Genomic DNA, 14,296 nt, shown 5'->3' with positions numbered 1-14,296 from the left:
CCCTGCGTTCGCAGGGACGACAATCTACCGCGATAGATTCTGCAGCTCTATTTCGGTAACCCAATTTGCCCGGCTTTATGAAACACCTCCGGTGCGCTATGCAGGCGGCCCGAACATGCAAAGCCGGGAATCCCCATGTCACGCGAGCAATTCTGGTTCTTCCACCCGTTCCGGGTGCGCTACTCCGAGATCGATGGCCAGGGCGTCGTCTTCAACGCGCATTATCTGACCTATTTCGACACCACCATCACTGAATATTTTCGCGCGCTCGGCTATGACCAATATGCCGACGCCAAGAAATCCGGCGTCGATTTCCACGTCGTGAAATCCGTCATCGAATACAAGGCGCCGGTCCGGTTCGACTGGGAGCTCGATGTCGGAGCGCGGGTGGCGCGGATCGGCAATTCGAGCATGACCTTCGAACTCGCGATCTTCCAGAAGGGTGAGAGTGACCCGCTCGTGACCGGCGAGATCGTCTGGGTCAACACCGATCAGCAGACCCATCGCCCGGTCCCCATATCGAAGGAGATCCGGGATTTGATCGCGACGCGGGAGCGGCATTTGGGCTGAGCCAAGTCGTCGTCGACATAGAGACATCGTAGGGGCGCACTAGCGACGTGCCCACTATCTCCGACTGTGCTGCTTGGTGGTGGGCACGCTGCGCTTTGCGCACCCTACGAACTGCGGCAAGGCAACGATGGGCAGATCACTTCTGATTTTCAGAAATCGCGTCAAGCCCAGGAATCAAGAATATTTCGCTTAACGCGAGGGTCGTATTTTGCATGACGGCTATCTCCATCCCCATCGTCCCTGCGAACGCAGGGACCGATACGCCGCGGCGGATGTTGTATTGCGGGGATGGTCGACGACTTTCCCTTAACGATTAGCAGCGGTGGCTATGGCTCCCTGCGTTCGCAGGGACGACGGGGCGCCAACCTCACACCGGCAAATAATCCTTGATCGCCGGCAGAAAGAAGATCGTGATATTGATCGCGAAGCCGATGCTCCAGAGGATCGAGCGCAGCGTCGGGCGGTTGCCGAGATAGGTGAAGACATAGGCGATCCGCACGATCACAAACAGAATCGCGAGTTCATCGATCAGGCGCTGCGGCCCGAGCCGAAATTCCGCCAGCAGCACGGCGACTGCGAAGAACGGAAAGGCCTCGATGCCGTTTTGATGCGCGCCAAGGGCGCGGGCGCGGATCGGGTCCTGGTAGAAGGCGGGATCGCGCGGCTTGGCATTGTCGAAACGGCCGTAGGCGGCCCATTTGACCGATGCGATCGTCAGCAGATACAGCAGCACCGTTCCGAAAACGCACCATTCGGCGATCGTCATGGTTCCTCCCCGCGCACGCGCGCCCAGCCGCCAGTTGGGAAGCGTAGCGAACCGGCGGTTATCTTGACAAGGATGGTGCAACGCGCGAAGCCATCGAAATCATGACCGCGGTCGTTCCCCCCAGAAATGCAACGGCGCCGGCAGCCCTGGAGCAACGCGTCGGCGTGCTGCTGGTCAATCTCGGTACGCCCGATACCGCCGATGCCCAGGGGGTGCGGGTCTATCTGAAGGAATTCCTCTCCGACCCCCGCGTGATCGAGGATCAGGGCCTCGTCTGGAAAGCGATCCTCAACGGCATCATCCTGCGGGTGCGTCCCAGTCGAAAGGCGCGCGACTACCAGAAGATCTGGAACGCCGAGAGAGGCGAATCCCCGCTCAAGACCATCACCCGGTCGCAGGCCGAAAAGCTCGCGGCGGCGATTGCCGATCGCGAGCATGTCGTGGTCGATTGGGCGATGCGCTACGGCAATCCGTCGATCCGCTCGCGCATCGATGCCCTGGCTGCGCAAGGCTGCGATCGCCTGCTGGTGGTGCCGCTCTATCCGCAGTATTCCGCGGCGACCTCGGCGACGGTCTGCGACGAGGTGTTTCGCGCGCTCGCCGACATGCGGGCGCAGCCGACGCTGCGGGTGAGCCCGCCTTATTATGACAATCCCGATTACATCGAAGCGCTCGCCGTCTCGATGTCAGAACATCTGGCGGCTCTGCCATTCCAGCCTGAACTGATCGTGGCGTCGTTTCACGGCATGCCGCAGAAATATGTCGACAAGGGCGATCCCTATTACGCGCAGTGCGTCGCAACAACAGAAAGCTTGCGCAAGCGGCTGGGCCTTGATCCCTCCAAGCTGGTCCTGACGTTTCAATCGCGCTTCGGCACCGACGAGTGGCTGCAGCCCTACACCGACAAAACCATCGAAAAATTGGCGAGAGATGGCGTGAAACGCATTGTGGTGGTGACGCCCGGCTTCTCCGCCGATTGCCTGGAGACGCTGGAGGAGATCGCGCAGGAAAACGCCGAGATTTTCAAGCACAACGGCGGCGAGCAATTTTCCGCAATTCCCTGCCTGAACGACAGTGAGCCCGGCATGGACGTGATCCGCCAACTCGTTTTGCGCGAGCTTCAAGGCTGGATTTAACCACCTCAACAACCAACTCGCCGTTCGGAGCCCAAGAACATCTGGTGGCCCGCAAACGATTCCCTAGCTATATAACCGTAAACTGAGAATAGCCGGCTGAACCGGGCCTACGCCGTTGCAGACAAATGAGAGATCGCGCCGAGCAACGCACCTTACCGGCTTTGGAGGGACTTTATGAGTGGCTTCGACATTTTCGCGATTGCCTTTGTTCTACTTGTCATTGCCACATTGTTCGCGGGCGTCAAAACGGTGCCGCAGGGCTATGATTGGACCATCGAGCGGTTCGGCAAATACACCCGCACGCTGTCGCCCGGGCTGAACCTTATCATTCCCTACTTCGACCGCGTCGGCCGCAAGATGAACATGATGGAGCAGGTGATCAACATTCCCGAGCAGGAGGTGATCACCAAGGACAACGCCACCGTGACGGTGGATGGCGTCGCGTTCTTCCAGGTGTTCGACGCCGCGAAAGCGAGCTACGAGGTCGCCAATCTCGAGCAGGCCATCATCGTCTTGACCATGACCAACATCCGCTCGGTGATGGGCTCGATGGATCTCGACCAGGTGCTGTCGCATCGCGACGAGATCAACGAGCGGTTGCTGCGCGTGGTCGATGCAGCCGTCTCGCCATGGGGGCTCAAGGTCAACCGCATCGAGATCAAGGACATCGTGCCGCCGGCCGATCTGGTGGAAGCGATGGGCCGGCAGATGAAGGCCGAGCGCGTCAAGCGTGCCGACATTCTGCAGGCCGAGGGCCAGCGCCAGTCGGAAATTTTGCGCGCGGAAGGCGCCAAACAGGGTCAGATTTTGCAGGCCGAAGGTCGCCGCGAAGCCGCATTCCGCGACGCCGAGGCGCGCGAGCGCCTGGCGGAGGCGGAAGCCAAGGCGACGCAGATGGTCTCCGAATCGATCGCCAAGGGCGATGTCGCCGCGTTGAACTATTTTATCGCCGACAAGTATATCAAGGCGTTCGGACAGTTCGCGGATTCGCCGAACCAGAAGATCCTGATGATCCCGCTGGAAGCAACTAGCGTGCTGTCCTCGCTCGCCGGCATCGGCGAGATCGCCAAGGCGACGTTTGGTGAGAGCGTAGCTTCCGCTGCGGCCGCCGCACGGCGGACATCGTCGGTGCCGAACGCTGGCCCGACCCCGCCTCCGGTTACGCCGCCGCGGTAGGAGCTTGATCTGGAAGATCGATTAGAGGTTCGTGTCATGACTGACATATTTTCGACGTTAGGCACCTGGAACTGGCTGATCTTCGGCTTCGTCCTGATGGCGCTGGAATTGCTCGCGCCGGGGGTCTTCATGTTCTGGCTCGGGCTCGCGGCGCTATTGGTCGGGCTCGTGTCGTTTGCGATCAGCCCGTCCTGGCAGACGCAACTCCTGATGTTTGCAGTGTTCGCGGTCGCCGCGGTGCCGGCGTGGCGGCACTTTGCGCGCAGCGAGGGCAGCCGTAGCCTGAGTAACCCGTTTCTCAACAACCGGACCAAGGCGCTGATCGGCCGGGAATTCACGCTGGAAAAGCCGATCGTCGGCGGCACCGGCACCGTGCGGATCGACGACACGATCTGGCGTGTCGCCGGCCCTGACGCGCCGGCCGGCAGCCGGGTCAAGGTGGTGCAGGCCGATGGCGCCAGCCTGACGGTGGCGGTGGCTTAACTTTCCATCATCCCCTTGCACTATGCTACAAAAAATGTAGCTTTGCTACTGTATTAGTAGCAAGAAAGTTGACCATGTCACAAACCGTGCCGCGCATCGCGCCACTTGAGCCGCCTTATGCACCTGACGTTGCCGAGCAGTTCGACCGCATCATGCGCGGCGCGCCGCCCCTCGTGCTGTTTCGCGTCATGGCGGGCAATGCGCGCGCCTGGGAGAAATTCCGCGCCGGCAGCCTGCTGGATCGCGGGCCGCTTAGTTTGCGGGAGCGCGAGATCGTCATCGACCGTACCTGCGCGCGAACAGGCTGCGAGTACGAATGGGGCGTGCATGTCACGACGTTCGGAGAAGCGGCGCATCTGACGGAAGCGCAGGTCCGCGCCACCGTGCTCGGCGCCGCCACCGACGCATGCTGGTCGCCGGCAGAGCAGGCTCTGATCGCCGCCGTCGATTCGCTGCACGAGCGCGCCACGCTTGATGACGCCGAATTCGCGGCGCTGTCGGCGCATTACGACGAGGCGAAAATACTCGAGATCATCCTGCTGTGCGGATTCTACCGCACCGTCTCGTATCTCGCGAACGGACTGGCGCTGCCGCTGGAGGAGAAGGTGGCGCGGTTTCCGCTCTGACCGTCATTCCAGGGCGATGCGAAGCATCGAACTATGATGCGCAATTGCGCATCTGAGAATCTCGAGGTTCCCCGATGCGCAATTGCGCATCTGAGGTTCACGCTTCGCGTGCCCCGGAACGACTGAGAGTTACGCCACACCCGCGCGCAGGAAATCGTGCAGGTGCACGATGCCGATCGGCTTATTGGCGTCGGTCACGATCAGCGTCGTGATCTTCGAGGAGTTGAGAATCTCCAGCGCCTCGCCGGCCAGCACGTCGCGGTCGATCGTCTTCGGATTCCTCGTCATCACTTCGTCGACGGTGGCCGACATGAGCTGCGGCCCCATATGGCGGCGCAGGTCGCCGTCGGTGACGATGCCGACGATGTGTCCGCGGGCGTCGACAATACCGACACAGCCAAAGCCCTTGGACGTCATCTCGACCAGCGCCTCGGACATGCTGGTGCCGAGCGGCTTCAGCGGCACAGCGTCGCCGGTGTGCATGAGGTCGCGGGTGTATTTCAGGAGCGCGCCGAGCTTGCCGCCGGGATGCAGCACGCTGAAATCGACCGAGGTAAAGCCGCGGCCTTCCAGCAATGCGATCGCCAGCGTGTCGCCGAGCGCCAGCATCATCAGCGAGGAGGTGGTCGGCGCGAGATTGTGCGGGCAGGCCTCGCGCGCCTTCGGCAGCGTCAGCGCGATGCCGGCCGCCTTGGCGAGGGAAGATTCGCGCTCCGCCGTCATGGCGATCACGGGAATGCGGAAGCGCTTGGCGTAGGTGATCAGATTCTTCATTTCCGGCTGCTCGCCGGACCACGATAGCGCCAGGATGACATCGTCCGGCGTGATCATGCCGAGGTCGCCATGGCTCGCTTCGGCCGCATGGACGAAGAAGGCGGGCGTGCCGGTGGAGGCGAAGGTCGCGGCGATCTTGCGGCCGATATGGCCCGACTTGCCGAGCCCGGTGACGATCAGCCGTCCCTTGGCGTTCCGGATCAGATCGACGGCGGCGACAAACGGTGCGCGAAGGTCGGACTGCAGCGCTGCCGCGATCGCGCCGATACCGCTGCCTTCGGCATCGAGCGTGCGCAGCGCCGATTGGACGGCAGTATCAGCGAGTTCAGAGCCGGATGATTCTACCATCAGCGGATTCGGGTTGGCCATGTCTGTCCCAGGGAAGGAGGGCTTCGCGCCCCGAATCCCTGCATAGCATGGGCCGTCCGGCGAGGCGACGCGGGGCTGCCGCCCTCAACGGCTCATTAACCATAATTGTTTTAACTCCATTAACGACGTGTTCCGCGACCGTTCAGCGTTCGTCCACCAAGTATCTGTTTTTGTTGGGGTATATTTATCGTGATGGCGGGGCCAGCATCGGGCCGGAACGGCCGCGCGCGCCTCTTCCGCGCAGCCTTGCCGTGCCTTGCGCTGATCGCCCTGACCGGCACCGGAGCGCGAGCGCAAACCCTCACGTCGGACCTGTTCAGCGCAAGGCGGGCCAGTCAGATGCTGCCGCCGGATTCGCCGCTGCGCCGGACGGCGGCAGAGGTGAACGATCCCCTCAACAGCCCGAAGCTGCAAGAGAGCGACAAGCCCGCGCCGTCGCGGATCGGACAGATCCCGAAATACGGTCTGCCGGCCGCGAGCGGCGCTGCCGAGATCGGCTACGATTCGCTCAACCGCAAGCGCAAGAAGCCGAAATACTATCCGGGGCAGGCGAAGCCGAAGCCGCCGGTCGGACCCGGCAGTCCGCCGCCGCCGATTGGGTCGAACACGCGGCTGCGGCTGTCGATTGCCCCATCGGAATCAGCGCACAAAACCCCGATCCCGCCGGCGATGGCGGGCACGGTGGTGGGACAGCCGCCGCGCAAGCGTCTCAGGATCGATGACGATCCGTTCGGCGCGGTCGGCGATTACGCCGGCAGTTTCCTGATCAAGTCCGCGGTCGAATTCTCGGGCGGCTACGACACCAATCCCGGCCGGCTCGCCCCGGCGCAAGGCAAGCCGTTCTATGTGATCGCGCCGGAATTTTTGGTGGTCTCCGACTGGGAGCGTCATGCGCTGGTGGCCGATCTCCGCGGCTCCTTCACCGGCTACGGCAGCCATCTCGCGCCGAACGCGGACGGCACGCCGCTGTCGGCGCCGCTCGATGTCGACCGGCCCAACTTCATCGGCCATGTCGACGGCCGGCTCGATGTCAGCCGCGACACGAGGCTGACCGCGCAGGGACGCTTGTTCGTTTCGACGGACAATCCCGGCAGCCCGAACGTGCAGGCCGGCCTCGCCAGATATCCGATCCTCACCACGGTAGGCACCACTATCGGCGTCGACCAGAGCTTCAACCGGCTGCAGGTTTCCGCCGGCGCCACCGTCGACCGCACCGACTATACCAATTCAAAGCTCACCGACGGCACTTCAACGACCAACGACGACCGCAACTTCAGCCAGTACGGCGGCGTCGGTCGCGTCAGCTATGATTTGAAGCCGGGCATAAAGCCGTTCGTGGAAGTGCAGGGCGACAGCCGCGTGCATGACGTCAGGCTCGACCGCAGCGGATTTGCGCGCGATTCCAGTGGCGGCTATGTCAAGGTCGGCTCCAGCTTCGAATTCTCGCGGCTACTGACCGGCGAAATCGCCGTCGGCTACGCCGCGCGCGACTATGTCGATCCGAGGCTCGATCGCCTGGAAGGCCTGCTCGTCTCGTCCTCGCTGGTCTGGACCGCGACGCCGCTGACGACGGCAAAATTCTATTCCGACACCACGATGACCGAGACCACGCTGCCAGGCACGTCGGGCGTCCTGACGCATGTCTACACCGTCGAAGTCGACCACGACTTCCGCCGCTGGCTGACCGCGATCGGAAAATTCACCTGGGGCTCGCTCGACTATCAGGGCAATCCCAGGCGCGACAAGATCTACGCGGTATCGGGCGAAGCCATCTACAAGATGACCCGCAACGTCTGGCTCAGGGGCACCCTGCGGCGCGACTGGCTGGATTCGAACCTGGCGGGGAATAGCACGGCGTCGACGGTGGTGATGCTGGGCGTGAGATTGCAGAATTGAGGGGCCACAAGGAAACTGTCATACCCCGCGAAAGCGGGGTATCCAGTACGCTGCGGCTTATCGGATTTACGGCAAACGTCTCTGGGATACTGGATCGCCCGCCTTCGCGGGCGATGACAGCCGTGGAAGGGGGATTACCTCGGCAGCGTCGTCGTCCCCATCAGGTACTGATCGATCGCTCGCGCGCACAGCCGGCCCTCGCGGATTGCCCACACCACCAACGACTGCCCGCGGCGCATGTCTCCTGCGGAGAAAACGTTCGGCAGCGAGGTCTTGTAGTCGGCCGTGTTGGCGCGGACGTTGCCGCGCTGGTCGAGGTCGACGCCCAGCGTCTTCAGCATGCCTTCGTGCACCGGATGCACGAAGCCCATGGCGAGCAGCACGAGCTGCGCTTCGAGCTCGAATTCGGTGCCCGCAATCGGCTTGAACTTGTCGTCGACCTTCACGCAGTGCAGCTTCTGAACCTTGCCGTCGACGCCCGAGAATTTTTGCGTCAGCACCGCGTATTCGCGGCTCGCGCCTTCGGCTTGGCTCGACGAGGTCCGCATCTTCAAGGGCCAGTTCGGCCAGGTCACGCCCTTGTTCTCGTGCTCGGGCGGCGCCGGCATGATTTCGAGTTGAGTCACGGACTTCGCACCCTGCCGGAACGAAGTTCCGATGCAGTCGGACCCGGTGTCGCCACCGCCGATCACGACAACATGCTTGCCGCCGGCCAGGATATGGACGTCGCCGAGCGGCTCGGAGGAGACGCGGCGGTTCTGCTGCGGCAGGAAGTCCATCGCAAAATGGATGCCGTCGAGATCGCGGCCGGGGATCGGCAGATCGCGGCCGGCTTCGGCGCCGCCGGTCAAGGCTACCGCGTCGTACTGGTTGAGCAGCTCGCGCGGATCGATCGCGCCTTGTGAAGTGCCGCCGATATGGACGCCGTAGTGGAACGTCACGCCCTCGGCCTCCATTTGCGCCACGCGGCGGTCGATGATGTGCTTTTCCATCTTGAAGTCGGGAATGCCGTAACGAAGCAATCCGCCGGCTTTGGCGAACTTCTCGTAGACGTGGACGTCATGGCCGGCGCGCGCGAGCTGCTGTGCGGCCGCAAGGCCTGCAGGGCCGGAGCCGACGATCGCGACCTTCTTGCCGGTCTTGGCCGGCGCGACTTCCGGCTTCAGCCAGCCATTGTCCCAAGCGCGGTCGACGATCGCGCATTCGATCGTCTTGATGGTGACCGGGTTGTCGTCGATGTTGAGCGTGCAGGATGCCTCGCACGGCGCCGGGCAGATGCGGCCGGTGAACTCCGGGAAATTGTTGGTCGAGTGCAGGTTGCGCGAGGCTTCTTCCCAGTTGCCCTGGTAGACGAGGTCATTGAAATCGGGGATCTGGTTATTGACCGGGCAGCCCGGCGTGCCCGGCGCCACCGAGCCGGTGCCGTGGCAATAGGGGATGCCGCAGTTCATGCACCGCGCGGCCTGGTCGCGGGTGTCCTTCTCGCTCAAGGGAATGACGAATTCGCGATAATGCTGCAACCGCTCGGCGACCGGCGCATACTTGCGTTCGTTCCGGTCGATCTCGAGAAAACCTGTGATCTTGCCCATTAAACCTGATGCCCCTGCATCTCTCGTTCGCATCTGTCTGTTTCCGTCACCCTCCGTCATTGCGAGGAGCGTGAGCCGCGAAGCGATCCATAATTCGGCTTGTGGCGCTATGGATTGCTTCGCTGCGCTCGCAATGACGGGCTGGTGTAACTAAGCCCCGATCGCGATTTTCGGCTCGGCGTCGGCATCGACCTTCAATTCCTTCAGCGCGCGGCGGTATTCCACCGGCATCACCTTGCGGAATTTCGGCAGCCAGGCCTTCCAGTTCGCGAGGATCTCGGCGGCCCGCTTAGAGCCGGTCAGCTTGGCGTGACGCGTGATCAGCACGTGCAGCCGCTCCACGTCGGAGTCGAGCAGGTTCTGGAACACGTCGACCCGGCCATGCGCTTCGAGATCGCCGGTATGGTGATAGGTGTTCTGGTTGATCATCTCTTCCGAGAGCACCGGCTCCAGTTCGACCATCGCCATGTTGCAGAGCCTTGCGAAGTCGCCGGCCTCGTCGAGCACATAGGCGATGCCGCCGGACATGCCGGCTGCGAAGTTGCGGCCCGTCTTGCCCAGCACCACGACGATGCCGCCGGTCATGTATTCGCAGCAATGATCGCCGGCGCCTTCGACGACCGCGATAGCGCCGGAGTTGCGCACTGCAAATCGTTCGCCGGCGATGCCGCGGAAGTAGCATTCGCCCTCGATCGCGCCGTACATCACCGTGTTGCCGACGATGATGGATTCTTCCGGCACAATGCCGGAATTCCGCGGCGGCTTGACGACAATGCGGCCGCCCGACAGGCCCTTGCCGACATAATCGTTGCCTTCGCCTTCGAGCTCGAAGGTGACGCCCTTGGCCAGCCACGCGCCGAACGCCTGGCCTGCCGTGCCCTTCAGGCTGACATGAATGGTGTCATGCGGCAGCCCGGCATGGCCGTAGATCTTCGCCACGGCTCCGGACAGCATCGCACCGGCGGAGCGGTCGGTGTTATTGATCTCTTCCTCGATTTTGACCGGCGCGCCGCGGTCGAGCGCGGCCTGCGCCTTCTCGATCAGGCGGCGGTCGAGCACCTTCTCCAGATGATGGTTCTGGGCTTCGGCGTGATAGATCTTCTGGCCCTTCTCTTCCTTCTGGCGGACGAAGAGTTTTGAGAAGTCGAGCCCCTTGGCCTTCCAGTGCGCCACCAGCGTGGACTGGTCGAGCATCTGGGTCTGGCCGACCATTTCGTCGAACTTCCTGTAGCCGAGCTGCGCCATGATCTCGCGCACTTCCTCGGCGACGAAGAAGAAGTAGTTGATGACGTGCTCGGGCTGGCCGGTGAAGCGCTTGCGCAGCACCGGGTCCTGGGTCGCGACGCCGACCGGGCAGGTGTTGAGATGGCACTTGCGCATCATGATGCAGCCGGCCGCGATCAGCGGCGCAGTGGCGAAACCGAACTCGTCGGCGCCGAGAAGCGCGCCGATCACGACGTCACGTCCGGTGCGGAAGCCGCCGTCGACCTGGACCACGATCCGGCTGCGCAGCCGCTCACGCACCAGCGTCTGGTGGGTCTCGGCAAGGCCGATCTCCCACGGGCTGCCGGCATGCTTGATCGAGGTAAGCGGGGAGGCGCCGGTGCCGCCCTCGAAGCCCGCAATGGTGACGTGGTCGGCGCGCGCTTTCGCTACGCCCGCGGCCACCGTGCCGACGCCGATCTCGGAAACCAGCTTGACCGAGACCTGACCGTCCGGATTGACGTTCTTGAGGTCGTAGATGAGCTGCGCCAGATCCTCGATCGAATAGATGTCGTGATGCGGCGGCGGCGAGATCAGGCCGACGCCGGGGGTCGAATGCCGCACACGCGCGATCGTCGCGTCGACCTTGTGACCAGGCAATTGGCCGCCTTCACCGGGCTTGGCGCCCTGGGCCATCTTGATCTGCATCATGTCGGAGTTGACGAGATATTCCGTCGTCACGCCGAAGCGGCCCGAGGCGACCTGCTTGATCGCTGAGCGCATTGAATCGCCGTTCGGCATCGGCTTGAAGCGATCGGCCTCTTCGCCGCCTTCGCCGGTGTTCGACTTGCCGCCGATCCGGTTCATCGCGATCGCGAGCGTGGTATGCGCCTCGCGCGAGATCGAGCCGAAGCTCATCGCGCCCGTGGCGAAACGCTTGACGATTTCGGAGGCCGGCTCGACCTGGTCGAGCTTCACCGGCTTGCGCTTCTCGTCCTCGGCGGTCTTGATCCGGAACAGGCCGCGCAGCGTTAACAGCCGCTCCGATTGCTCGTTGAGGATTTTTGCGAACGCGCGATAGCGGTCCTGCGAGTTGCCGCGCACGGCATGCTGCAGCGCTGAGACGGACTCGGCCGTCCAGGCGTGGTCCTCGCCGCGAGTGCGGTAGGCGTATTCGCCGCCGACATCGAGCGCGGTCTTGTAGACCTGCGCGTCTCCGAACGCGTCGGTATGGCGCCGCACCGTTTCCTCGGCGATTTCGACCAGGCCCACGCCCTCGATGCGGGTGTGCGTGCCGGCAAAATACTTCGCGACGAAATCGGCCTTCAGCCCGACGGCGTCGAAGATTTGCGCGCCGCAATAGGACTGGTAAGTCGAGATGCCCATCTTGGACATCACCTTGAGCAGGCCCTTGCCGATCGACTTGATGTAGCGCTTGACGATTTCATGGTCGTCGAGCGCGCCCGGCAGGCGGTCCTTCATCGCGATGATGGTTTCGAATGCCAGATACGGATTGATCGCCTCGGCGCCGTAGCCGGCCAGGCATGCGAAATGATGAACCTCGCGCGGCTCGCCGGATTCGACGACGATGCCGACCGAGGTGCGCAAGCCGGTGCGGATCAGATGGTGATGCACGGCGGCGCAGGCGAGCAGCGAGGGGATCGGAATCCGGTCCGTGCCCGCCATGCGGTCGGACAGGATGATGATGTTGACGCCTTCGCGCACCGCGCCTTCGGCGCGTGCGCAGAGTTCGTCGAGCACCTGCTCCATCCCCGCCGCGCCGAAGCCGGCATGGAATGTGGTGTCGAGCGTGCGTGACTTGAAATGGGTATCAGCGACGTCGGAGATCGAGCGGATCTTTTCCAGATCCGCATCGGTGAGGATCGGCTGGCGCACCTCGAGCCGCTTGGTCGAGGCCATGCCCTGCAGGTCGAACAGGTTCGGCCGCGGCCCGATGATCGAGACGAGGCTCATGACGAGTTCCTCGCGGATCGGGTCGATCGGCGGGTTGGTGACCTGCGCGAAGTTCTGCTTGAAATAGGTGAACAGCGGCTTCGGCCGGTCCGACAGCGCCGAGATCGGCGTATCGTTGCCCATAGAGCCGGCGGCTTCCTCGCCGGTCGCCGCCATCGGCGTCATCAGGATGTTGATGTCTTCCTGCGAATAGCCGAACGCCTGCTGCCGGTCGAGCAGCGGCAGGTTCGAACGCATGCCCTTGACGGGCGCATCGGGCAATTCCTCCAGCACGAGCTGGGTTCGATGCAGCCAGTCGCTGTAGGGGTGGCTTTTGGCCAGCGTCGCCTTGATCTCGTCGTCGGGAATCAGGCGTCCCTGTTCGAGGTCGACCAAAAGCATCTTGCCCGGCTGCAGCCGCCACTTGGTGACGATCTCATCCTCCGGGATCTTCAGCACGCCCATTTCGGACGCCATCACGATGCGGTCGTCCTTGGTAACGAGATAGCGCGCGGGACGGAGCCCGTTGCGGTCGAGCGTGGCGCCGATCTGGCGGCCGTCGGTGAACGCGATCGCGGCAGGGCCGTCCCACGGCTCCATCAGCGCGGCGTGATATTCGTAGAAGGCGCGGCGCTGCTCATCCATCAGGGGATTGCCGGCCCAAGCTTCCGGAATCATCATCATGACCGCGTGCGGCAGCGAGTAGCCGCCCTGCACCAGGAATTCGAGTGCGTTGTCGAAGCAGGCGGTGTCGCTCTGGCCTTCGTAGGAGATCGGCCAGAGGCGGCTGATGTCCTTGCCGTAGAGCTTCGAGTGAACGGAAGCCTGCCGCGCCGCCATCCAGTTGACGTTGCCGCGCAGCGTGTTGATTTCGCCGTTATGGGCGATCATCCGGTACGGATGCGCCAGCGACCAGGTCGGGAAGGTGTTGGTCGAGAAGCGCTGATGCACCAGCGCCAGCGCGCTCTCGAAATCCTCTTCGTGCAGATCGGGATAGTACTTGCCGAGCTGGTCGGCGAGGAACATGCCCTTGTAGATCACGGTGCGGCACGACAGCGAGACCGGGTAATAGCCGGCGAGCCCGCGGTCGCGGCGCTGGTAGATCGCCTGCGAGATCGACTTGCGCAGGATGTAGAGCCTGCGCTCGAACTCCTCCTCGGTCTTCGCCGTGCCGTTGCGGCCGATGAAGACCTGAATGTGGTAGGGTTCGGTCGGCTTGACGGTTTCGCCGAGCGAAGCGTTGTCGGACGGCACATCGCGCCAGCCGAGCAGCACGAGGCCCTCTTCCTTGATCTGTTCGGCGATGATGCTCTGGATCACCTTTCGCCACGCCGTCTCCTTCGGCATGAACAGCGCGCCGATCGCGTAGTGGCCGGGCTCCGGCAGCTTGAAGCCGAGCTCGGCGGTCTTGCGCGCAAAGAACGCGTGCGGAATCTGCACCAGAATGCCGGCACCGTCGCCGGCGCGCGGATCGGCGCCGACCGCGCCGCGATGTTCGAGGTTGCAGAGAATGCTGATCGCGTCGGAGACGATCTGATGCGACTTGCGGCCCTTGATGTTGGCGATGAAGCCGACGCCGCAGGAGTCCTTCTCCATGCCGAGGTCGTACAGGCCCTCGGCCGGCGGGCGCCAGTCATGCTCGCGCGCAATGTCGGCCCGTTTCGAAGCCGCGGTCGCCGACAGGGTTTCTGTCACGATGTTTTCGCGCTCGAATTCCGACCCGCTCATCTCATTCCTCTCAAAAAGGCTAAGGGC

The 14,296-nt window shown here is 63.2% G+C and carries 10 protein-coding genes; 6 read left to right on the top strand and 4 right to left on the bottom strand.

All coding sequences use genetic code 11. From position 1 onward, the window contains the following. Positions 1–135 precede the first annotated feature (135 nt). Positions 136–570: a thioesterase family protein gene (locus KJQ96_RS23560; protein WP_213288898.1), complete on the top strand. Its 435-nt coding sequence runs from the start codon at positions 136–138 to the stop codon at positions 568–570. Positions 571–937: 367 nt separating this feature from the next. Here KJQ96_RS23560 and KJQ96_RS23555 read toward each other — a convergent pair whose 3' ends face one another. Further along, positions 938–1,336: an MAPEG family protein gene (locus tag KJQ96_RS23555; protein WP_213288897.1), complete on the bottom strand. Its 399-nt coding sequence runs from the start codon at positions 1,334–1,336 to the stop codon at positions 938–940. Between the two features lie 101 nt (positions 1,337–1,437). Between KJQ96_RS23555 and hemH the strand changes: the two genes are divergently transcribed. From hemH to KJQ96_RS23535, 4 genes are all read left to right on the top strand, one after another. Next, positions 1,438–2,472, top strand: coding sequence for a ferrochelatase (gene hemH / locus KJQ96_RS23550; RefSeq protein WP_213288896.1), 1,035 nt, complete (start codon positions 1,438–1,440; stop codon positions 2,470–2,472). A gap of 174 nt (positions 2,473–2,646) precedes the next feature. Further along, entirely contained in the window at positions 2,647–3,648 is a 1,002-nt protein-coding gene (locus KJQ96_RS23545) for an SPFH domain-containing protein (RefSeq protein ID WP_213288895.1), read from the top strand. 36 nt (positions 3,649–3,684) lie between these two features. Further along, complete coding sequence (locus KJQ96_RS23540; protein WP_213288894.1) at positions 3,685–4,131, top strand: NfeD family protein; 447 nt, start codon at positions 3,685–3,687, stop codon at positions 4,129–4,131. A gap of 74 nt (positions 4,132–4,205) precedes the next feature. Further along, positions 4,206–4,757, top strand: coding sequence for a carboxymuconolactone decarboxylase family protein (locus KJQ96_RS23535; RefSeq protein WP_213288893.1), 552 nt, complete (start codon positions 4,206–4,208; stop codon positions 4,755–4,757). A 129-nt stretch (positions 4,758–4,886) separates the two neighbouring features. Here KJQ96_RS23535 and KJQ96_RS23530 read toward each other — a convergent pair whose 3' ends face one another. Continuing rightward, positions 4,887–5,900, bottom strand: coding sequence for an SIS domain-containing protein (locus tag KJQ96_RS23530; RefSeq protein WP_213288892.1), 1,014 nt, complete (start codon positions 5,898–5,900; stop codon positions 4,887–4,889). Between the two features lie 192 nt (positions 5,901–6,092). Between KJQ96_RS23530 and KJQ96_RS23525 the strand changes: the two genes are divergently transcribed. Continuing rightward, entirely contained in the window at positions 6,093–7,796 is a 1,704-nt protein-coding gene (locus KJQ96_RS23525; RefSeq protein WP_249734430.1) for an outer membrane beta-barrel protein, read from the top strand. A 134-nt stretch (positions 7,797–7,930) separates the two neighbouring features. On the opposite strand, the gene KJQ96_RS23520 is transcribed toward KJQ96_RS23525, so the two are convergent. Beyond that, positions 7,931–9,385 carry a glutamate synthase subunit beta gene (locus KJQ96_RS23520; RefSeq protein WP_213288890.1) on the bottom strand — a complete coding sequence of 485 codons (1,455 nt, stop codon included), beginning with the start codon at positions 9,383–9,385 and terminating at the stop codon, positions 7,931–7,933. Between the two features lie 150 nt (positions 9,386–9,535). Further along, positions 9,536–14,269: a glutamate synthase large subunit gene (gene gltB / locus KJQ96_RS23515; RefSeq protein WP_213288889.1), complete on the bottom strand. Its 4,734-nt coding sequence runs from the start codon at positions 14,267–14,269 to the stop codon at positions 9,536–9,538. Positions 14,270–14,296: the final 27 nt, after the last annotated feature.

It is taken from the genome of Bradyrhizobium sp. sGM-13, from assembly GCF_018398875.1.
GTDB lineage: Bacteria > Pseudomonadota > Alphaproteobacteria > Rhizobiales > Xanthobacteraceae > Bradyrhizobium.
Note: the sequence above shows the minus strand (reverse complement) of the source record. Positions and strands in the feature narration are given on the sequence as shown.

Bases quoted from the DNA above. Each gene is read 5' to 3' on its own strand.
- KJQ96_RS23560 (WP_213288898.1), top strand. From the start codon at position 136: ATGTCACGCGAGCAATTCTGGTTCTTCCACCCGTTCCGGGTGCGCTAC.
- KJQ96_RS23555 (WP_213288897.1), bottom strand. From the start codon at position 1,336: ATGACGATCGCCGAATGGTGCGTTTTCGGAACGGTGCTGCTGTATCTG.
- hemH (WP_213288896.1), top strand. From the start codon at position 1,438: ATGACCGCGGTCGTTCCCCCCAGAAATGCAACGGCGCCGGCAGCCCTG.
- KJQ96_RS23545 (WP_213288895.1), top strand. From the start codon at position 2,647: ATGAGTGGCTTCGACATTTTCGCGATTGCCTTTGTTCTACTTGTCATT.
- KJQ96_RS23540 (WP_213288894.1), top strand. From the start codon at position 3,685: ATGACTGACATATTTTCGACGTTAGGCACCTGGAACTGGCTGATCTTC.
- KJQ96_RS23535 (WP_213288893.1), top strand. From the start codon at position 4,206: ATGTCACAAACCGTGCCGCGCATCGCGCCACTTGAGCCGCCTTATGCA.
- KJQ96_RS23530 (WP_213288892.1), bottom strand. From the start codon at position 5,900: ATGGCCAACCCGAATCCGCTGATGGTAGAATCATCCGGCTCTGAACTC.
- KJQ96_RS23525 (WP_249734430.1), top strand. From the start codon at position 6,093: ATGGCGGGGCCAGCATCGGGCCGGAACGGCCGCGCGCGCCTCTTCCGC.
- KJQ96_RS23520 (WP_213288890.1), bottom strand. From the start codon at position 9,385: ATGGGCAAGATCACAGGTTTTCTCGAGATCGACCGGAACGAACGCAAG.
- gltB (WP_213288889.1), bottom strand. From the start codon at position 14,269: ATGAGCGGGTCGGAATTCGAGCGCGAAAACATCGTGACAGAAACCCTG.